This is a genomic window from Streptomyces sp. NPDC059850, assembly GCF_042731515.1.
GTDB lineage: Bacteria > Actinomycetota > Actinomycetes > Streptomycetales > Streptomycetaceae > Streptomyces.
In genome coordinates this window covers 1-18,027 of sequence record NZ_JBHWJI010000027.1, presented here as the reverse complement: position 1 = coordinate 18,027, position 18,027 = coordinate 1, and the positions used below count along the sequence as shown (strand labels likewise).

15 protein-coding genes, 1 tRNA gene and 2 pseudogenes are annotated in these 18,027 nt (G+C 71.4%); 11 read left to right on the top strand and 7 right to left on the bottom strand.

Annotated elements, in window-relative coordinates:
* Positions 1 to 212: 212 nt before the first annotated feature.
* The 4 genes and pseudogenes from ACFV9T_RS22670 to ACFV9T_RS22655 all read right to left on the bottom strand — a co-directional run.
* A pseudogene (locus ACFV9T_RS22670) lies at positions 213 to 470 on the bottom strand (phosphotyrosine protein phosphatase); the annotation flags it as partial.
* The gene (arsB, locus tag ACFV9T_RS22665; RefSeq protein WP_385443156.1) at positions 419 to 1,540 is read right to left on the bottom strand and encodes an ACR3 family arsenite efflux transporter; all 1,122 of its coding nucleotides are present in this window, start codon (positions 1,538 to 1,540) and stop codon (positions 419 to 421) included. The gene arsB and the pseudogene ACFV9T_RS22670, both read right to left, overlap by 52 nt.
* Positions 1,540 to 1,992 (bottom strand): ArsR/SmtB family transcription factor, encoded by a 453-nt coding sequence (locus ACFV9T_RS22660; protein WP_385443154.1) that lies wholly within the window; start codon positions 1,990 to 1,992, stop codon positions 1,540 to 1,542. The genes arsB and ACFV9T_RS22660 overlap by 1 nt, the downstream gene beginning before the upstream one ends.
* Positions 1,920 to 2,135: pseudogene (locus ACFV9T_RS22655) on the bottom strand (hypothetical protein); the annotation flags it as partial. The gene ACFV9T_RS22660 and the pseudogene ACFV9T_RS22655, both read right to left, overlap by 73 nt.
* A gap of 206 nt (positions 2,136 to 2,341) precedes the next feature.
* On the opposite strand from ACFV9T_RS22655, the gene ACFV9T_RS22650 reads away from it, so the two are divergent.
* The 5 genes from ACFV9T_RS22650 (at position 2,342) to ACFV9T_RS22630 (ending at position 4,839) form a co-directional block, all read left to right on the top strand.
* A complete protein-coding gene (locus tag ACFV9T_RS22650) occupies positions 2,342 to 2,938 on the top strand; it encodes a DUF4232 domain-containing protein (protein ID WP_385443151.1) in 597 nt (198 codons plus the stop codon).
* Positions 2,939 to 2,994: 56 nt separating this feature from the next.
* Positions 2,995 to 3,465, top strand: a complete 471-nt coding sequence (locus tag ACFV9T_RS22645; protein WP_385443149.1) for a hypothetical protein — start codon at positions 2,995 to 2,997, stop codon at positions 3,463 to 3,465.
* A complete protein-coding gene (locus tag ACFV9T_RS22640; protein ID WP_385443148.1) occupies positions 3,462 to 3,764 on the top strand; it encodes a transcriptional regulator in 303 nt (100 codons plus the stop codon). Before ACFV9T_RS22645 ends, ACFV9T_RS22640 begins: the two co-directional genes overlap by 4 nt.
* A gap of 50 nt (positions 3,765 to 3,814) precedes the next feature.
* A tRNA-Met gene (locus tag ACFV9T_RS22635) sits at positions 3,815 to 3,888 on the top strand.
* Between the two features lie 72 nt (positions 3,889 to 3,960).
* On the top strand, positions 3,961 to 4,839 hold the full coding sequence (locus ACFV9T_RS22630; RefSeq protein ID WP_385443146.1) for an amidohydrolase family protein: 879 nt from the start codon (positions 3,961 to 3,963) through the stop codon (positions 4,837 to 4,839).
* Positions 4,840 to 4,868: 29 nt separating this feature from the next.
* Here the strand turns inward: ACFV9T_RS22630 and ACFV9T_RS22625 are convergent, their stop codons facing one another.
* Positions 4,869 to 5,750, bottom strand: a complete 882-nt coding sequence (locus tag ACFV9T_RS22625) for an LLM class F420-dependent oxidoreductase (RefSeq protein WP_385443143.1) — start codon at positions 5,748 to 5,750, stop codon at positions 4,869 to 4,871.
* Positions 5,751 to 5,927: 177 nt separating this feature from the next.
* On the opposite strand from ACFV9T_RS22625, the gene ACFV9T_RS22620 reads away from it, so the two are divergent.
* The 6 genes from ACFV9T_RS22620 to ACFV9T_RS22595 all read left to right on the top strand — a co-directional run bounded on the left by ACFV9T_RS22620 (position 5,928) and on the right by ACFV9T_RS22595 (position 14,716).
* Positions 5,928 to 6,665, top strand: a complete 738-nt coding sequence (locus ACFV9T_RS22620) for a response regulator transcription factor (protein ID WP_039938430.1) — start codon at positions 5,928 to 5,930, stop codon at positions 6,663 to 6,665.
* A 5-nt stretch (positions 6,666 to 6,670) separates the two neighbouring features.
* Positions 6,671 to 8,494: a sensor histidine kinase gene (locus ACFV9T_RS22615; protein ID WP_385443140.1), complete on the top strand. Its 1,824-nt coding sequence runs from the start codon at positions 6,671 to 6,673 to the stop codon at positions 8,492 to 8,494.
* A gap of 25 nt (positions 8,495 to 8,519) precedes the next feature.
* Positions 8,520 to 9,818, top strand: coding sequence for a glycosyltransferase (locus tag ACFV9T_RS22610; protein ID WP_385443137.1), 1,299 nt, complete (start codon positions 8,520 to 8,522; stop codon positions 9,816 to 9,818).
* Positions 9,815 to 12,148: an ArnT family glycosyltransferase gene (locus ACFV9T_RS22605; RefSeq protein ID WP_385443135.1), complete on the top strand. Its 2,334-nt coding sequence runs from the start codon at positions 9,815 to 9,817 to the stop codon at positions 12,146 to 12,148. The genes ACFV9T_RS22610 and ACFV9T_RS22605 overlap by 4 nt, the downstream gene beginning before the upstream one ends.
* A 175-nt stretch (positions 12,149 to 12,323) precedes the next feature.
* On the top strand, positions 12,324 to 13,853 hold the full coding sequence (locus ACFV9T_RS22600; protein WP_385443132.1) for an MFS transporter: 1,530 nt from the start codon (positions 12,324 to 12,326) through the stop codon (positions 13,851 to 13,853).
* A gap of 77 nt (positions 13,854 to 13,930) precedes the next feature.
* On the top strand, positions 13,931 to 14,716 hold the full coding sequence (locus tag ACFV9T_RS22595; RefSeq protein WP_385443130.1) for a TetR/AcrR family transcriptional regulator: 786 nt from the start codon (positions 13,931 to 13,933) through the stop codon (positions 14,714 to 14,716).
* 25 nt (positions 14,717 to 14,741) lie between these two features.
* On the opposite strand, the gene ACFV9T_RS22590 is transcribed toward ACFV9T_RS22595, so the two are convergent.
* Together ACFV9T_RS22590 and ACFV9T_RS22585 are read right to left on the bottom strand one after the other, a co-directional pair.
* On the bottom strand, positions 14,742 to 15,596 hold the full coding sequence (locus ACFV9T_RS22590; protein WP_385443127.1) for a YceI family protein: 855 nt from the start codon (positions 15,594 to 15,596) through the stop codon (positions 14,742 to 14,744).
* 192 nt (positions 15,597 to 15,788) lie between these two features.
* Positions 15,789 to 18,027, bottom strand: a 2,239-nt coding sequence (locus ACFV9T_RS22585) for an MFS transporter (RefSeq protein ID WP_385443125.1), incomplete at its 5' end; no start/stop codon positions are given.

Here is an 18,027-nt window from a genome sequence, read left to right as displayed (position 1 = left end):
CGAATCCGTGGATCGGTATCCCGGGCAGTGCGGTCGACATCGGCGTCGCCGCCGACGGCACCGTATGGTCCGTCAACTCCGCCGGAGCCATCTACCGCTACATCGGAGACCAGCCGAGCTGACGAGTCGGCAACCCTGCGAGGGGCCCCGATCAGGAAGGGCCGGGACCCCTCCTGGGACGCGGTCCGCGTCGAGCGCCAGGCCGGGAGCGGTCACCTGTGGCCTCCAGCGGTGAGTTCGCTGACGAGGTTTTCGGCGCGGGCTCGGATCTCGTCGCGGATCGGCCGTACCGCCGCGACGCCCTGTCCGGCCGGGTCGTCGAGTTTCCAGTCCAGGTAGGTCTTGCCGGGTAAGTACGGGCAGGTATCGCCGCAGCCCATGGTGATGACGACGTCCGAGGCTTGCACGGCTTCGGCCGTCAGCACCTTGGGGATTTCCGCGGCGATGTCGATGCCGACCTCCGGGCGGGCGTGCGGTCGGCGGTCACCTCGGATGAACCTGGGAAGGAGCGGCGGGCGGCCAGGGCCGCGTAGACGAGGCCGATCAGTACGGGAACCTCGATGAGCGGGCCGACGACTCCGGCCAGGGCCTGGCCGGAGGAGGCGCCGAAGGTCGCGATGGCGACGGCTATGGCGAGTTCGAAGTTGTTGCCCGCGGCGGTGAACGCCAGTGTGGTCGCGCGGGGGTGGTCCAGGCCCACGGCCTTGCCGAGCGCCATGGACCCGGCCCACATCACGGCGAAGTAGACCAGGAGCGGTACCGCGATGCGGGCCACGTCCATCGGCTGCGAGGTGATCGCGTCACCTTGGAGGGCGAACAGGAGGACGATCGTGAACAGCAGCCCGTACAGGGCGAACGGGCCGATGCGCGGGATGAGCGTCGTCTCGTACCAGGCCCGGCCCTTGGCCTTCTCGCCGAGGCGCCGGGTCAGGAATCCGGCCACCAGCGGGATGCCGAGGAAGATCAGGACGCTGCGGGCGATCTCCCACACGCCGACGTCGAGACCGGTCTGCTCCAGGCCGAGCCAGCCGGGCAGCACGGTGAGGTAGAACCAGCCGAGCGCGGAGAAGGCGATCATTTGGAAGACGGAGTTCAGGGCGACGAGGACGGCGGCGGCTTCCCGGTCGCCGCAGGCCAGGTCGTTCCAGATGATGACCATGGCGATGCAGCGGGCCAGGCCGACGATGATCAGGCCCGTCCGGTACTCCGGCAGGTCCGGCAGGAGGAGCCAGGCGAGCGCGAACATGAGCGCCGGGCCGAGGATCCAGTTGAGGACGAGCGAGGGGATCAGCAGGCGCCGGTCCCGGGTGACCGTGTCGAGGCGGTCGTAGCGGACCTTGGCCAGGACCGGGTACATCATCACCAGCAGGCCGAGCGCGATCGGCAGGGAGACGCCGGTGACGGTCACCTTCGCCAAGGCGTCGCCCAGGCCGGGGACGAGCCGTCCCAGGCCGAGGCCGGTGGCCATCGCGAGCAGGATCCACACCGCGAGGTACCGGTCCACGAACGACAGGCGCGCGGCGAGCGGGGCGGTGGCCATCAGGCGTCGTCCGCCGTCGCGGCGGGCTCGGGCAGCGGCTGCCCGGCGGGTCGGGGCCCGGCGGTCCGGGGCTCGGCGGGTCGGGGCCCGGCGGGGCGGGTGAGGATTCCGGCGAGCCGGTCGGTCATCTCCGGCAGGAGCCGGTAGTAGACCCAGGTGCCCCGGCGCTCGCAGTCGATCAGCCCGGCCTGTCGCAGCAGCTTCAGGTGGTGGGAGATCGTCGGCTGCGAGAGGTCGAAAGCGGGGGTGAGGTCGCAGACGCAGACCTCACCCCCGGCACGCGAGGCGATCATCGACAGCAGCCGCAGCCGGACCGGATCGCCCAGTGCCTTGAACACCTTCGCCAGCTCGACGGACTGCGCCTCGTCGAGCGGGGCGGTCAGCAGTCCGGGGCGGCAGCCGTCGTCCTCGTCCTCGTCCTGGCCGAGTACCGCGAGCTCTTGTTTCGACATGTTTCTATGTTGACGTTCTTCAACGCAAGACGCCAGCTTGCATTGAAGGAGATCGATGCAGGCCGACAGTTCGGTGCCGGTACGGCGTCGCTGATGCCCGCCGCTGCGGGGATGTCGTACGTCGCGTGGGCGTCGTGAGCCAGCCGGGGGTATTCGGTTCGTCGGGTGCACCCGTGGGGCCGTCGTTCTGGCGTCGACTATGAGCAGGGCCTGGACGGGGGCGCGGGGGCACGGGGGCACGGGGCGTTAGTGATGCGTTAGTGGGCGCCACCGGGGTGTTAACGGGGCAATAGCGGCGGTCGTCAGGGTTGGTGGTGAGAGGGACGTTCCATCGACCAAGGGGGTTCCCATGTCGCACAGCACGCTCACCCGCCGGGGCAAGGTCGTCGTCGCCACGATGGCGGCTGTGGCGGCCATGGGGATCACGGCTTGCCAGGGGAGTGATCCCAAGCCTGCGGGGGCCGCGTCCGCAGCCTCGAAGGATGCCTCGGTGGACGGGGAGGGCATCGGGGCCATGGCCGGGAGTGCCGGGGGCGGGCGGTGTGAGTCCTCGTCGATGAGTCTGCGTGTGGGGAACGCGGACGTGGGGGCGGGCAACATCCGGTATTCGCTGGTGTTCACCAACAAGGGGAAGAGCGCCTGCACGCTCAAGGGGTTCCCCGGGGTGTCGCTCCTGGCCAAGGACGGGCAGCGGATCGGGAAGCCCGCCGAGCGGGAGGGGGCCGCGGGGAAGCCCGTCACCGTGGCCGCCGGGGGGAGCGCGCATGCCGTGCTGCACACGATCAACGACGGTCTCTCGGACAAGCCGTGCTGGAAGAGCGCCTCTCTGGTGCAGGCCTACCCGCCCGGCTCGAAGGAGGCCATGACCGCGCGGGTCGCCTCGGGACTGCGGGTGTGCGGGGACGAGTTCACCGTCACGGCTGTCGAGTCCGGGGCCGGGATGTGAGTCGTGGAGCGGGTATCTGCTTGCCGTAGTGGAAAGTAGTTGGCATTCTTTCCGGCATGGAAAGTAGTTCGCTCAACTCCGGCAGCATGGACCCCCGTTCGGCGCGCGCCGCCCTGGACGACGTCGACGCCTCCCGGGTGCGGGTGGCGGACCGTATCTCCGCGCCGTGGTGGTACCACTGGGGGCTGGGGGCCGCCCTCGCCCTCGTCTTCCTTTCGATGAGCTTGCGCATCGCCTCGTCGGCGGGCGCCGCTCTGGTCCTCGTGGTGCTCGGTCTCGACCGGGCCGTCCGCCGGGTGACGGGGGTCTCCTTCGAGCGCTTCACGGCCACGCCGGGAGCCAGGCGGCTCTACGGCGCGTACCTGGTGGCCTTCGTCCTGCTCGCCGCGGCCGGGATGGTGCTGGAGTGGGCGGCCGACGTGCGCTTCGCGATCGCCGGGGCCGGGCTGGTGATCGGCGCGCTCACCGTCGCCGTCGGCTACCGCGTCGACGCGGCGGCGCGCAGGGACCTGCGGGCCGGGCGATGACCGACGCCGCCTTCGACGAGCTGATCCACGCGCCGAACCGGCTCCAGATCTGCACCATGCTCGCGGCCGTCGACGCCATGGAGTTCTCCGTGGTCCGCGAGGCGCTGAGCGTGAGCGATTCGGTGCTCAGCAAGCACCTCAAGGTGTTGCAGGGGGCCTCGTACATCGAGGTGAGGAAGGTGCGCGGCGGGTCCTATCCGCGGACCTGGATCTCGCTCACTCCCCAGGGGCGGCGGGCCGTCGCCGGGCACATCGCCGAGCTGCGGCGCATCGTCGAGCTGGCGGAGGCGGACGGGTAGGGAGCGGATTTCCCTCAGCGGGATCGATGACGTAGAGTTGCATTCAACGGCGCGGGGTGGAGCAGCTCGGTAGCTCGCTGGGCTCATAACCCAGAGGTCGCAGGTTCAAATCCTGTCCCCGCTACTCGAAAACGAGGGCCCGGCATCAGAAATGGTGCCGGGCCCTCGTGATTTCGGTGGTCGTACCGTGATCCGTATGACTGATCCTGACGTGGTCCCGGTCCGCCGCTTCTGGCAGGGGCTCGGGCTGCCCGGACTCATCGACGTGCATACGCACTTCATGCCGAAGAACGTCCTGGACAAGGTCTGGGCGTACTTCGACGCCGCCGAGCCGATGGTGGGCATCGCCTGGCCCATCACCTACCGGGAGGGCGAGGACGAACGGCTCGCGCTCATACGGGAGTTCGGGGTGCGGGCCTTCACCTCGATGGTCTACCCCCACAAGCCCGGCATGGCGGCGTGGCTGAACGAGTGGGCGGCCGGGTTCGCGGCCCGTACGCCCGACTGTCTGCACACCGCGACCTTCTTCCCGGAGCCGGGCGCGGAGGAATACGTGCGCGGGGCGCTGGACGGCGGGGCGCGGGTGTTCAAGGCGCATGTGCAGGTGGGGGCGTACGACCCGAACGACGCGCTGCTCGACCCCGTGTGGGGGATGCTCGCCGACGCCCGTACGCCCATCGTCATCCACTGCGGTTCGGGCCCGGCGCCCGGCAAGCACACCGGCCCGGAACCGGTGGCCCGGCTGCTGGCCCGGCACCCCGGACTGCGGCTGGTCGTCGCGCACATGGGGCTGCCGGAGTACGCGGACTTCCTGGGGCTCGCCGAGCGGTACGAGGGGGTGCACCTGGATACGACGATGGCCTTCACCGACTTCACCGAGCGCAACTGGCCGTTCCCGCCGGAGGAGCGGGGGCGGCTCGGCGCGCTGGGCGACCGGGTGCTGTTCGGGAGCGACTTCCCCAACATCCCGTACGGGTACGGGCACGCCCTGGAGGCGCTGACCCGGCTGGATCAGGACGACGCGTGGCTGCGGGGGGTGTGCTGGGGGAACGCGGCGCGGTTGTTCGGCCTGTGACCCTGTGACACCCCCCGCCACTCGGTGCGTCAGCGGCTGGCCAGGGGAAGGGCGTCGGCCAGGGCGCGCCACTCCTCGCGGGGGAGGGCGTTGAACGGGTCCTCGGTCACCACCTGGACCGCCAGGTGGTCCGCGCCCGCCTCCAGGTACGTGTCGACGCGGCGCCGGATCGCCTCCGCGTCGCCGAGCGCGAAGACGGACGTCAGGAGGCGCTCGCTGCCGCCGTCCGCGAAGTCCTGCTCCTCGAAGCCCAGCCGCAGCAGGTTGTTGGTGTAGTTGGGCAGCTTCAGGTACATGGACAGGTAGTTACGGGCGGTGGTGCGCGCGCGGTCGGGGTCGGTGTCGAGGACGACCTTGAGGTCCGGGGCGAGCAGGGCGCCGTCGCCCAGGATCTCCCGCGCCTCGGCCGTGAACTCCGGGGTGACCAGGTACGGATGGGCACCGGCGGCGCGGTCGCGGGACAGCTCCAGCATCTTCGGGCCGAGGGCGGCCAGCACCCGCCGGGACGCGGGGACCGGGATCGGGGCGGTGTCCAGGGCGGTCAGATACTCCCGCATCGCCGAGTACGGGCGCTTGTACCGCTCACCGGCGAGCGCGCTGTGGCTGACGCCGAGGCCCAGGACGAAGCGACCCGGGTGGGCCGCGTCGATGGCGGCGTACCGGTCGGCCACATGGGCCGCCTCGTGGTCCCAGATGCTGAGGATGCCGGTCGCGACGGTGATCCGGTCGGTGGCCTGGAGGAGGGTCGCGGCCTGGTCCGCGCTGGGACTGCCGCCGAACCAGAGGGCGTCGTAGCCGAGTGTCTCCAGCTCGGCCGCCGCCTCGCTGACCTCCCGCGCGGAGCGGGACTCCGTGACGCGCAGGGCCGCGGTCCAGATGCCGATCTTGCCGAGGGCAGGGTGAGTAGCCATATCCTCGCGAACCGGAGGGTGGATCCGGCTATTCCCGGCTGGTCAGCCGTTCACCCGGATGGGGGCTCGGGGGCTCCGCGCCGCCCTGCGCGGGCCGTTCTCGGGGTCACAGGATTCTCAGGTTATTCACAGGTAGCCGAAAGGAACCTCTCAGACCCTCGCCGGAAGCTGACGTTCATGATGGCGACCTCGCCCCATGGGCGTACCGAGCTGCTGCGACCCGACGGAAGCCCCGTCCGGGTGCTGGTTGTGGACGACGAGTCGGCCCTCGCCGACCTGCTGTCGATGGCCCTGCGCTACGAGGGCTGGGAGGTGCGGACGGCGGGCGACGGCGCCGAGGCGATCCGTACGACCCGTGAGCTGCGCCCGGACGCGGTCGTCCTCGACGTCATGCTGCCCGACATGGACGGGCTCACCGTCCTGGGCCGGTTGCGCCGCGAGCTGCCCGAGGTGCCGGTGCTGTTCCTGACCGCGCGGGACGCGGTCGAGGACCGGATCGCCGGGCTGACGGCGGGCGGCGACGACTACGTCACCAAGCCGTTCAGCCTGGAGGAGGTCGTCGCCCGGCTGCGCGGACTGCTGCGCAGGTCGGGGGCGGCGGCCGCGCGCAGCGAATCGGTGCTGGCGGTCGGCGACCTGGTGCTGGACGAGGACAGCCACGAGGTGTCGCGGGCGGGCCAGGAGATCCATCTGACCGCGACCGAGTTCGAGCTGCTGCGCTATCTGATGCGCAATCCGCGCCGGGTGCTCAGCAAGGCGCAGATCCTGGACCGGGTGTGGAGTTACGACTTCGGCGGCCAGGCCAACGTCGTCGAGCTGTACATCTCGTATCTGCGGCGCAAGATCGACGCGGGCCGCAGCCCGATGATCCACACCCGGCGCGGTGCCGGGTATCTGATCAAGCCAGGGGAGTAGGCACCGTGGCGCACCCCCAGACCCCGCCCCCCGCACGGCCTTCCCGTGCCAGGAAGGACTCCCGGGCGGCCGCCCGGCGGCCCTGGTCGCTGCGGACCCGCCTGGTCGTCTCGGCGGTGTCGCTGATCGCCGTGGTCTGCGCGGTGATCGGCACGGTCACGACGATCGCCCTGAAGTCGTACCTGGAGGGCCAGGTCGACAACGATCTGCGGGCGTCCATCGGGCGCTTTCTGGGCAAGCCGGGGGGCCCGATAGAGGAGCGGAACGACGTGCTGTTCGTCGCGTCGCCGGGGCAGGCCATCGGCACGGTCGGGGCGCGGGTCGACGCGCGCGGCGACATCCTTCAGTCCGGCAAGAGCAACGATCAGCCCATGACAGGCGACCAGAATCCCTCGGACCGCGTGGACGCCCTGACCAGCAAGCAGTTGGAGACCCTCGGCTCGGTTCCGCTGGACAACGGCACCCACACCCTCGACCTGCCCGGACTCGGCAGCTATCGCGTCGTGACCAAGTGGGACGACGTGCGCGGCGGGATCATCCTCGCCTTCCCGCTCAACCAGACCCAGGACACCGTCAACACCCTCATCCTGGTCGAGGTCTGCGTCGCCGCCGCCGGGCTGGTCGCGGCCGGGCTCGCCGGGGCCACCATGGTCGGCATCTCGCTGCGCCCGCTGCGCCGGGTCGCCGCGACCGCGACCCGGGTCTCCGAGCTGCCGCTGCACAGCGGCGAGGTGGCGCTGCGGGAGCGGGTCCCGGCCTCCGAGGCCGATCCGCGGACCGAGGTCGGCCAGGTCGGGGCGGCGCTCAACCGCATGCTCGGGCACATCGAATCGGCGCTGGCGGCCCGCCAGGAGAGCGAGACGCGGGTACGGCAGTTCGTCGCCGACGCCAGCCATGAGCTGCGGACCCCGCTCGCCTCGATCCGCGGCTACGCCGAGCTGACCCGGCGCGGCCGCGAGGACATCGGGCCCGACACCCGGCACGCGCTGGGCCGGGTGGAGTCCGAGGCCGGGCGGATGACCGGGCTGGTGGAGGACCTGCTGCTGCTGGCCCGGCTGGACGCCGGGCGGCCGCTGGAGTACGCCGAGGTGGACCTGTCCCCGCTGGTGGTGGACGCGGTCAGCGACGCGCGGGCGCTCGGGTCCGACCACCGGTGGCGGCTGGAGCTGCCCGACGAACCCGCGCTCGTCCAGGGCGACTCGGCGCGGCTGCACCAGGTCCTGGTCAACCTGCTGGGCAACGCCCGTAACCACACCCCGGCGGGGACGACCGTCACCGCGCGCGTGCTGTGGGGCGGGCCGCACGCCTCGCCGCGCCCGTCGCCGTACCTGGCGCCGTACGGGATGGCGCACGGCCCGTCGTACGGTGCGGCCGGTCCGAGTAACAGCAACGGCTTCGGGCCCGGTTCGCCGTACGCCTTCGGCCATGACGCGGCGCCCGGGCCGCCCGGAAGCAGCGGCTCCGGCAACCCCTACGCGGCGCCGTACGGCTCCCCGTACGCCATGGCGCGGGCCGCGCACCCCGGCACCTACGGGCCGCCGCAGCCGCCCTCGTATCTCTCGCTGCAGATCGAGGACGACGGGCCCGGCATCCCGCCCGACCTCCTGCCGCACGTCTTCGAGCGCTTCGCGCGCGGTGACGCCTCGCGCTCGCGCACCGCGGGCAGCACCGGTCTTGGGCTGGCCATCGTGCACGCGGTGGTCGCCGCGCACGACGGCCATGTGACGGTGGACAGCGTGCCGGGGCGGACCGTGTTCGGCGTCCATCTCCCTGTTCACCTGGGCGTAACGCACTCACAGCCAGGCCACAGGCTGACCACACAGCCGTGACAGCGCCGCTCGCGAATGTCGTTCCATGCGAACCGACACCCCTCTCGAGGCGCCGCCCGAGACACCCCTGCAGACCTTGCCCGCGCGTCGGCACATCGTGGTCGACCGCAGCCGTCCGGTGCTCGACGTCGTGATCCCCGTCTACAACGAGGAGGCGGACCTTGAGCGGTGTGTGCGACGGCTGCACGACCATCTGACGCGGACCTTCCCCTACCGCTTCCGGATCACCATCGCGGACAACGCCAGTACGGACCGCACGCCCCATGTGGCGGCCTACCTGGACGACACCGTCGAGGAGGTGACGGCGGTCCGGCTGGACCAGAAGGGGCGCGGGCGGGCGCTGCGCACCGTGTGGACGCTGTCCGAGGCGCCGGTGCTCGCGTACATGGACGTCGATCTGTCGACCGACCTGAACGCACTGTTTCCGCTGGTGGCCCCGCTGATCTCCGGCCATTCCGACCTGGCGATCGGGTCGCGGCTCTCGCGCAGCTCGCGCGTCGTACGGGGCACCAAGCGGGAGTTCATCTCGCGCGCGTACAACCTGATCCTGCGGGGCAGCCTGGCGGCCCGGTTCTCGGACGCCCAGTGCGGTTTCAAGGCGATCCGCAAGGACGTCGCGGAGCGGCTGCTGCCGATGGTCGAGGACACCGGGTGGTTCTTCGACACCGAGATGCTGGTGCTGGCCGAGCGGGCGGGGCTGCGCATCCACGAGGTACCGGTGGACTGGGTCGACGACCCGAACAGCACGGTGCACATCGTGAAGACGGCCACCGACGACCTGAAGGGCGTCTGGCGGGTGGGGCGCGCACTGGCCACCGGCGCGCTCCCGCTGGACCGGCTGCGCCGCCCGTTCGGTGACGATCCGCGCGACCGGGAACTGAGCGGGGTGCCGGGCGGACTGGCCCGTCAGCTCGTCGGGTTCTGCGTGGTGGGCGGGCTGTCCACGCTCGTCTATCTGGCGCTGTATACGCTTTTCCGGCTCGGTACGGGCCCGCAGGTGGCCAACGCGCTGGCGCTGCTGCTGTCCGCGCTCGGCAACACCGCGGCCAACCGGAGGCTCACCTTCGGGGTACGCGGACGGGACCGGGCGATCCGTCACCAGGCGCAGGGGCTGGTCGTCTTCGGCATCGGTCTCGTGCTGACCAGCGGCTCCCTGGCCGCCCTCGACACCGCCCCCGGCTCCCCCTCGCACGGCACCGAACTCGCCGTGCTCATCGCGGCCAACCTCGCCGCCACTGTTCTGCGCTTCCTGCTCTTCCGGGCCTGGGTCTTCCCCTCGGACAGCGGGGCCACCTCCGACGACGACCCGAGGATCAACCGATGACGACGCACGACTACGGCACCCGGGAAGCCGGTCCGCCGCCCCTGCCTGCCGCCGCTCCCCCTGCTCCCTCCGCCGTTCCCTCCGCCGCGCCCGCCGCTCCCGGTGGCTCGCGCCTGGCGCGGGCGTGGCGGGGCCGTCCGGAGGACCCCCGCTGGGCGCGGCCCGCGCTGTGGGCCCTGCTGGCCGTGACCACCGTGCTCTACCTGTGGAGCCTGGGCGCCTCCGGCTATGCGAACCAGTTCTACTCGGCCGCCGTGCAGGCGGGCAGCGAGAGCTGGAAGGCGTTCTTCTTCGGCTCCTCGGACGCCGCGAACTCCATCACCGTCGACAAGCCCCCGGCCGCGCTGTGGCCGATGGCCCTCGCGGTGCGCGTCTTCGGCCTCTCCTCCTGGGCGATCCTGGTCCCGGAGGCGCTGATGGGCGTCGCGACGGTCGGAGTGCTCTACGCGGCCGTACGCCGCCGGTTCAGCGCGGCCGCCGGGCTTATCGCGGGCGGCGTGCTCGCGGTGACCCCGGTCGCGGCGCTGATGTTCCGCTTCAACAACCCCGACGCGCTGCTGTGCCTGCTGATGGTCGCGGCCGTCTACTGCGTGCTGCGCGCGCTGGAGGACGCCCGGACGAAGTGGCTGGTGCTGGCCGGGATCTGCTTCGGCTTCGGCTTCCTCACCAAGACGCTCCAGGCGTGGCTGATCCTGCCGCCGCTCGCGGTGGTGTACGCGGTGTGCGCCCCGGCGAAGCTCGGCCGCCGGATTGGTCAACTGCTGCTCGCGGGGCTCGCGATGGTGGTCTCCGGCGGCTGGTGGGTCGCGATCGTGGAGCTGTGGCCCGCGTCGTCCCGGCCGTACATCGGCGGCTCGCAGAACAACAGCTTCCTGGAGCTGACCTTCGGCTACAACGGCCTCGGCCGGATCAACGGCAACGAGACCGGCAGCGTCGGCGGCGGCGGTCGCGGTGGTGGCGGCGGTGGCGGCGGGATGTGGGGCGAGACCGGCATCGACCGGCTCTTCGGCTCCGACATGGGCGGTCAGATCGCCTGGCTGCTGCCCGCGGCGTTCATCCTGCTGGTGGCGGGGCTGTGGCTGACCTGGCGGGCCAAGCGGACGGACACTCAGCGCGCGGCGTTCCTGGTGTGGGGCGGCGCGATGCTGATCACGTTCGCGACGTTCAGCTTCATGTCCGGGATCTTCCACCAGTACTACAACATCGCCCTCGCGCCGTACATCGCGGCGATCGTGGGCATGGGCGCGACGATGCTGTGGGAGCGGCGGAGGCAGACCGAGGGCCGCGTCGGCACCGTGGCCTCGGTGGTGCTCGCCGTCACGGCCGCGATCACGGCCTACTGGTCGTACGTGCTGCTGGGCCGGTCCGCGGACTGGCACCCGTGGCTGCGCTGGGCGGTGCTGATCGCGGGTCTGGCGGCCGCGCTCGGGCTGCTGTTCGCGGCGCGGCTGGGACGGAACCTCGCGCTGGGCGTGGCCGCGCTCGGGCTGGCGGCTTCGGTGGCCGGGCCGGTGGCGTACACGCTGAACACGGTGGAGACGCCGAAGGGCGGCTCAATCATCACCGCCGGTCCGACGGTGTCGGGCGGCATGGGCGGCGGACCTGGTGGCGGTCGCCCCGGCGGCGGCCGCATGGGCGGCCCGCCGGGAATGCAGGGCGGTCAGCAGGGTCAGGGCCAGCAGGGTCAGGGGCAGCAGGGTCAGGCCCAAGGCCAGGGACAGCAAGGTCAGCAGGGCCAGGGTCAGCAGGGCATGCCCGGCGGTGGTCCCGGCGGTGGCGGCTTCCCGGGCGGCGGCCAGCCGCAGCAGAACGGCAGCGGAAACGGGAACGGCAACGCCCAGGGCCAAGGCCAGCAGGGGCAGAACCAGGGCCAGAACGGTCAGCCCGGCATGATGCCCGGCGGCATGGGCGAAGGCGGCCGCCGAGGCATGGGCGGTGGCGGCATGGGCGGGCTGCTCAACGGCCAGCAGGTCAACGCCAAGGTGAAGGCGAAGCTGGAGAAGAACGCCGACGACTACACCTGGGTCGCGGCGGCCATCGGCTCGCAGAACGCCGCGAGCTACCAGCTCGCCACCCAGAACCCGGTCATGGCCATCGGCGGCTTCAACGGCAGCGACCCGTCGCCGACCCTCGCCCAGTTCAAGGAGTACGTGAAGCAGGGGAAGATCCACTACTTCCTCTCCTCGGGCAACGGCATGGGCGGCGGCCCGGGCGGTGGCAGCAATGGCACCTCCTCCAAGATCACGACCTGGGTCGAGGCGACCTACAAGAAGGTCACCGTGGGCAGCACCACGCTCTACGACCTGACACAGAAGAAGTCCTCCAGCTGACGCCGGAGTCCCGTCGATACGGGCCGGTGGCCGGGTTTCCCCCGAGGCCACCGGCCCGTACCCGTATGGGCGGGCGCAGGGGCGCGGAAATTCGCTGTACGGCGTACAGTGACATTTGTACGGTGTACAGCAAACGCGAAGCCACGCACCGCACACACGTCTCCCTGGAGTGCCCATGACGGCCCAGACCGCCGATGCCGGACCACCCGCCGCCCCACCGGGCACCACCTCCGGCAGCCATCCCCAGCGCTGGCTGATCCTCGCGGTGATCTGCCTCGCCCAGCTCACCGTGTTGCTGGACAACACGATCCTCAATGTGGCGGTCCCCTCGCTCTCCCGGGAGATGGACGCGACCACCGCCGACATCCAGTGGATGATCAACGCCTATTCGCTGGTCCAGTCCGGGCTGCTGCTCAGCGCGGGCAGCGCCGCCGACCGCTACGGGCGCAAGAAGATGCTGATCGCGGGTCTCGCCCTGTTCGGCGTGGGCTCGCTGATCGCGTCCGTGGCGCAGGACGCCGGACAGCTCATCGCCGCCCGCGCCGGGATGGGCATCGGTGGCGCGCTGCTCATGACCACGACGCTCGCCGTCGTGGTGCAGATCTTCGACGACGCCGAGCGGACCAAGGCGATCGGCGTGTGGGGCGCGGTCAGCTCGCTCGGCTTCGCCGCGGGCCCGCTCATCGGCGGCAGTCTGCTGGAGCACTTCTGGTGGGGCTCGATCTTCCTCATCAACCTCCCGGTCGCCCTGCTCGGCATCGTCGCCGTGGTCTGGCTCGTCCCCGAGTCCAAGAATCCGACCGGCGACCGGCCCGATCTGCTGGGCGCGCTGCTCTCCACGGTCGGCATGACCGGGGTGGTCTTCGCCATCATCTCCGGGCCCGAGCACGGCTGGACCTCGACCCGGGTGCTGCTGTCGGCCTTCGTCGGCGTCGCCGTGCTGGCCGGGTTCGCGCTGTGGGAGCGTCATATCCCGTATCCGATGCTGGACATGCACTTCTTCCGCAACCGCTCTTTCGTGGGGGCCATCACGGGCGGCATCCTCGTCGCGTTCGGCATGGGCGGCTCGCTCTTCCTGCTCACCCAGCACCTGCAGTTCGTACTCGGCTACGACGCGCTGGACGCCGGGCTGCGCACCGCGCCGCTCGCCCTGGTGATCGTGGCGCTCAACCTCACCGGCGTCGGCGCCCGGCTGCTGCCGAAGCTCGGCACGCCGCTGACGATCGTCACCGGCATGGGGATGCTCGCGCTCGGCCTCGCGCTGATCGCGGTCCTCGGCGTGGACGGCTACGGCGGGATGCTGCTGGGGCTGGTGGTGATGGGGTCCGGGATCGCGTTCGCCATGCCCGCGATGGCGAACGCCGTCATGTCGGCGATCCCGCCGGAGAAGGCCGGGGTGGGCGCGGGGGTCAACGGCACCCTCACCGAATGCGGCAACGGGCTCGGCGTCGCGGTCCTGGGCGCGGTGCTGAACTCCCGCTTCGGCGCACTGCTGCCCGCGGTCGCCGCAGGAGCGGGCTCGCTCCCGGCCGCTGTCGCCGCGGCCCGCACCCCCGAGGAGCGGGAGGCCGTCATGGACGCCTTCGCCTCCGGGGTCGAGACCAGCCAGCTGGTGGGCGCTGCGGCCGTGTTCGCCGGTGGAGTGCTGGCCGGGCTGCTGCTCCGCCGGGCCGAGCGATCTTCACAGACGGCTCCGGCGGCATAGCATCGGACATGTATGACCCGTCGCGCATGGTGTCCGCCGGATACGCGGCAGCAGCGCAGCGCAGAAGGAGAGCCGCCATGGCAACCGGCAGCCGTGTCACCCGCCCATGGTCCAGCGTCTGGCTCTCCGAGCGCAAAGCCCCCAAACGCAAGGGCGATCAGCAGCCGGTCGGCCTCGACCATGTGAAGATCATCGCGGCGACCGTCCGGCTGCTGGACGCCGAGGGGCTCGCGGGCTTCTCCATGCGCCGGCTGGCGGCGAATCTGGGCGTCACCGCGATGTCGGTCTACTGGTACGTGGAGACCAAGGACCAGCTGCTCGAACTCGCCCTCGACGCCGCCATGGGCGAGGTCGCACTCCCCCCGGAGGCCGTCCAGCCCGCCGGGGAGCGGGAGCACCTGGCCGCCGAGGGCCGGGACTGGCGCGGGCAGCTGCGCCAGCTCGCCTCCGAATACCGTCGGCTGCTGGTGCGCCACCCCTGGCTGTCCCCGCTGATGGGGGAGTACTTCAACATCGGTCCGAACGCGATGGCCTTCTCCCGAGCCGCCCAGCGGGTGCTGCACAACAGCGGGCTGCCGGACGAGAAGATCACCAGCGCGCTCTCCCTCGTCTACCAGTTCGTCTACGGCTTCAGCACCATCGAGGGCCGCTTCTCCGCCCTCTGCCGGGCGGCGGGGGTCTCCCAGGACGAGCTGCTCCAGAAGGTGATGAGCTCGGTCGAGGACCGCCCGGAGTTCGACGAATCGCGCAAGAACATGGAAGCGCGTGGCGGACAGACCATCGAGGAGATGCGCGACCGGGACTTCACCATGGCCCTGGACTTCGCGATCGCCGGTATCGAGGCCCTGCGGGACGCGCCTTAACCCACGAACGTCTTGTGGGGCGGGATCACTCCGCCGCCGGAAGCTCCTCGCCCTGGACGGCCTGTATGGCCAGCTCCACCCGCAGCGTGGTACCGATCGCCGCGATGCCCGCCGCGACCACCTGGTTGTAGTTCATCGCGAAGTCCTCGCGGCGCAGCTCCGCGGTCGCCCGGAACGCCGCCCGTACACCGCCCCAGGGGTCGGGGCCGGTGCCCAGGTAGGTGAGGTCCAGATCCACCGCTCGCACCACACCGTGCATGGACAGCTCACCGTGGACCGTCCACCGGTCAGGACCGGCCGCGCTCAGATGGGTGCTCTGGTAGGTGAGCACCGGGAACTGCTCCACGTTCAGAAAGTCGGGCGACTTCAGATGGCCGTCCCGCATCTCGTTCCCGGTGTCGATGCTGGCCGCCTGGATCACCGCCTCGACCCGCGACTTCTCGATGTCCTCGGCGATCTCGATCCGGCCGCCGAAGTCCGTGAACCGCCCGTGCACACTGGAGATCCCCAGGTGCTGCGCGGTGGCCCCCACCGTCGAATGCGCCGGATCCAGCGTCCACGCGCCGGGCGGCGGCAGCTCCACCCCGCCCTGCCGGGCCAGCACCAGCGTGCCCACATCGGCGCGCCCCGCCGCCGTGACGATCGACGTCGAGGCCACCGGTGCGTACCCCACCGCGGTGGCGATGATCGTGTACGGGCCGGGCGGCAGCGGCTCCTCGCTGCGCACCGAACCGTCCTCGGCGGCCTGGGCGCGCAGCACCTGCCCGCCCGTCATATCCGTGACGGTCAGCACCGCGTGCTGCACCGCCCATCCGTCGCGGGTGAGGATCCGGGCCCGCAGCCCCGCTCCCCCGCCTGCTCCTGCCCCAGTCGTCGTCATGCCGCCTGTCGTCTCCTGCTCCCGTGGTGCTGTGATGTGCCGCGCCCGGACCCGGGCAGCGGTGTGAGGCCGTCCCCTGCCTGATGTACACCGCTGACCCCGGTCCGGGTTCCGGGTCCGGCGCAATTCCCGCCGCCCGGGTCCGGGCCCGGGGCGTGGCTCCGCTCTTCGCACGCCCCGGCCCCGGAGTTCTCAGTCGCCGGGGTGGGCGAGTTCGACGTCGTGTCCGTCGATCCCGTGCCCGGCGACCGTCAGGTTGCCCGCGACCGGCGGGTAGCCGCTCGCGATGACCGTGTAGTCGCCCGCGTCCAGGTCGGTGAAGGCGTACGCGCCGTCCTCACCGGTGGTGGCGGTGGCGACCACGTTCCCGGCCGCGTCGACCAGCGTGACCCGCGCGTCCGGCAGCGGGCGGCGGTCGGCCCCGGCCCGTACGGTGCCCTGCACCCGGGCACCGGCCTGCAGCGCGATCTCCAGCCGGGTCAGGCCCTGCGAGCCGACCTCGACGGGCAGCGCGGCGGGCCGGTGGCCCGGCGCGTTCACCGCGACCGTGAAGGTTCCGGCGATCAGCTCCTCGAAGCTGAACTCGCCGCGCTCACCGGTCTTGCCGGTGGCCAGCACCTCACCGCGGACATCGGTGACCACGACCATCGCCGCGTCCACCGGCTGCCCGTCGTCGGCGCCGCGCACGGTGCCCACGAGCCCGCTGGTGGCCGACAGCACGATGTCGAAGCCGAGCGGTTCGTCGCCGACGACGACCGTGGAGGCCTGCGGCTGGTGGCCGTCGGCGGCCGCGATCAGCACGTACGAGCCGGAGCCCGGGGCGTCCAGGGCGTACGAGCCGTCGGTGTGCGCCACCGAACGGCCGAGCTGCCGTCCGGCGAGCGAGATCAGCGTCACCGCGGCGCGCGGCACGGCGCCGCCGTCCGCGTTCCGCACGAAGCCGTGCACGCCCTGCCGGGGCTGGTGTCCGGACCCGCCGTCACCGGCCGAGGCGAACGCCGCCAGGCGCTGCGGGGCGACCGCGGCGGCCGGAGCGCGGCCGGAGTCGGAGGTGGACAGATCGGCGGACGGGGCGCCCACCAGGGCGGGCTCCCGCTCCTCGATCCGGCCGGGACCGGTCATGGCATCCGCGGGGGCGGGCGCCGACTCGGCAGCCGCGGCGGGCGCTTGCGCGTCGGGAACGGAGTTGGCGTTGGTACGCAGGGCGACCTCCTTGATGAAGAGGGTCAGCAGGAAGGCGAGCAGCGCGGCCGGAGCGGCGTACAGGAAGACGTCCCCGATGCCGTGCCCGTAGGCGCTCTCCATGATCGTGCGCATGGGCTCCGGCAGGGCCTTCACATCGGGGATGCCCCCGCCGCCGGTGCCGCCGTGGCCCATCGCCTGGCCCTTGGGGCCCAGCTCGGCGAGGCCGTCCTTGACGTAGTGGGTGACCCGGTTGGACAGCACGGCGCCGAGCGCCGAGACGCCGATCGCCCCGCCCAGGGAGCGGAAGAAGGTGACGACGGAGCTGGCCGCACCGAGGTCCTGCGGAGCCACCTGGTTCTGGGTGGCCAGCACCAGGTTCTGCATCATCATGCCGATGCCGAGGCCCATGAGCGCCATGAAGATGGACATGCGCCAGTACGGGGTGTCGTACCGGATGGTGCCCAGCAGCCCGAGGCCCGCCGTCACCAGCGCTCCGCCGGTGACCAGCCATGCCTTCCAGCGACCTGTCTTGGTGATGATCTGACCGGAGATGGTCGAGGAGACGAACAGGCCGCCGATCATCGGGATGGTCATGACGCCGGACATCGTGGGCGTCTTGCCGCGCGCCAGCTGGAAGTACTGGCTGAAGAAGACGGTGCCGGCGAACATCGCGATACCGACGAAGAGCGAGGCCAGCGAGGCGAGGGTGATCGTCTTGTTGCGGAACAGCCGCAGCGGAATGATCGGTTCGCGCGCCTTGGACTCGATCAGGATGAAGAGCAGGGCGAGGACGATCGAGCCGCCGACCATCGCGTAGGTCTGCCAGGAGAGCCAGTCGTACTTGTCACCGGCGAAGGTCACCCAGATCAGCAGCAGCGAGACCGCGGCGCTGATGAAGAAGGCGCCGCCCCAGTCGACCTTGACGTCCCGCTTCACGACCGGGAGCTTCAAGGTCTTCTGCAGGACGATGAGCGCGATGACGGCGAACGGGACACCGACGTAGAAGCACCAGCGCCAGCCCAGCCAGTCGGTGTCGGTGATCACGCCGCCCAGCAGCGGACCGCCGACGGTCGCGACGGCGAAGGTCGCGCCGAGGTAGCCGCTGTAGCGGCCGCGCTCGCGCGGGGAGATCATCGCGGCCATGACGATCTGGGCGAGGGCGGACAGCCCGCCGACGCCGACGCCCTGGACCACTCGGCAGGCGATCAGCGTGCCGGTGTTCTGCGACAGACCGGCGACCACCGAG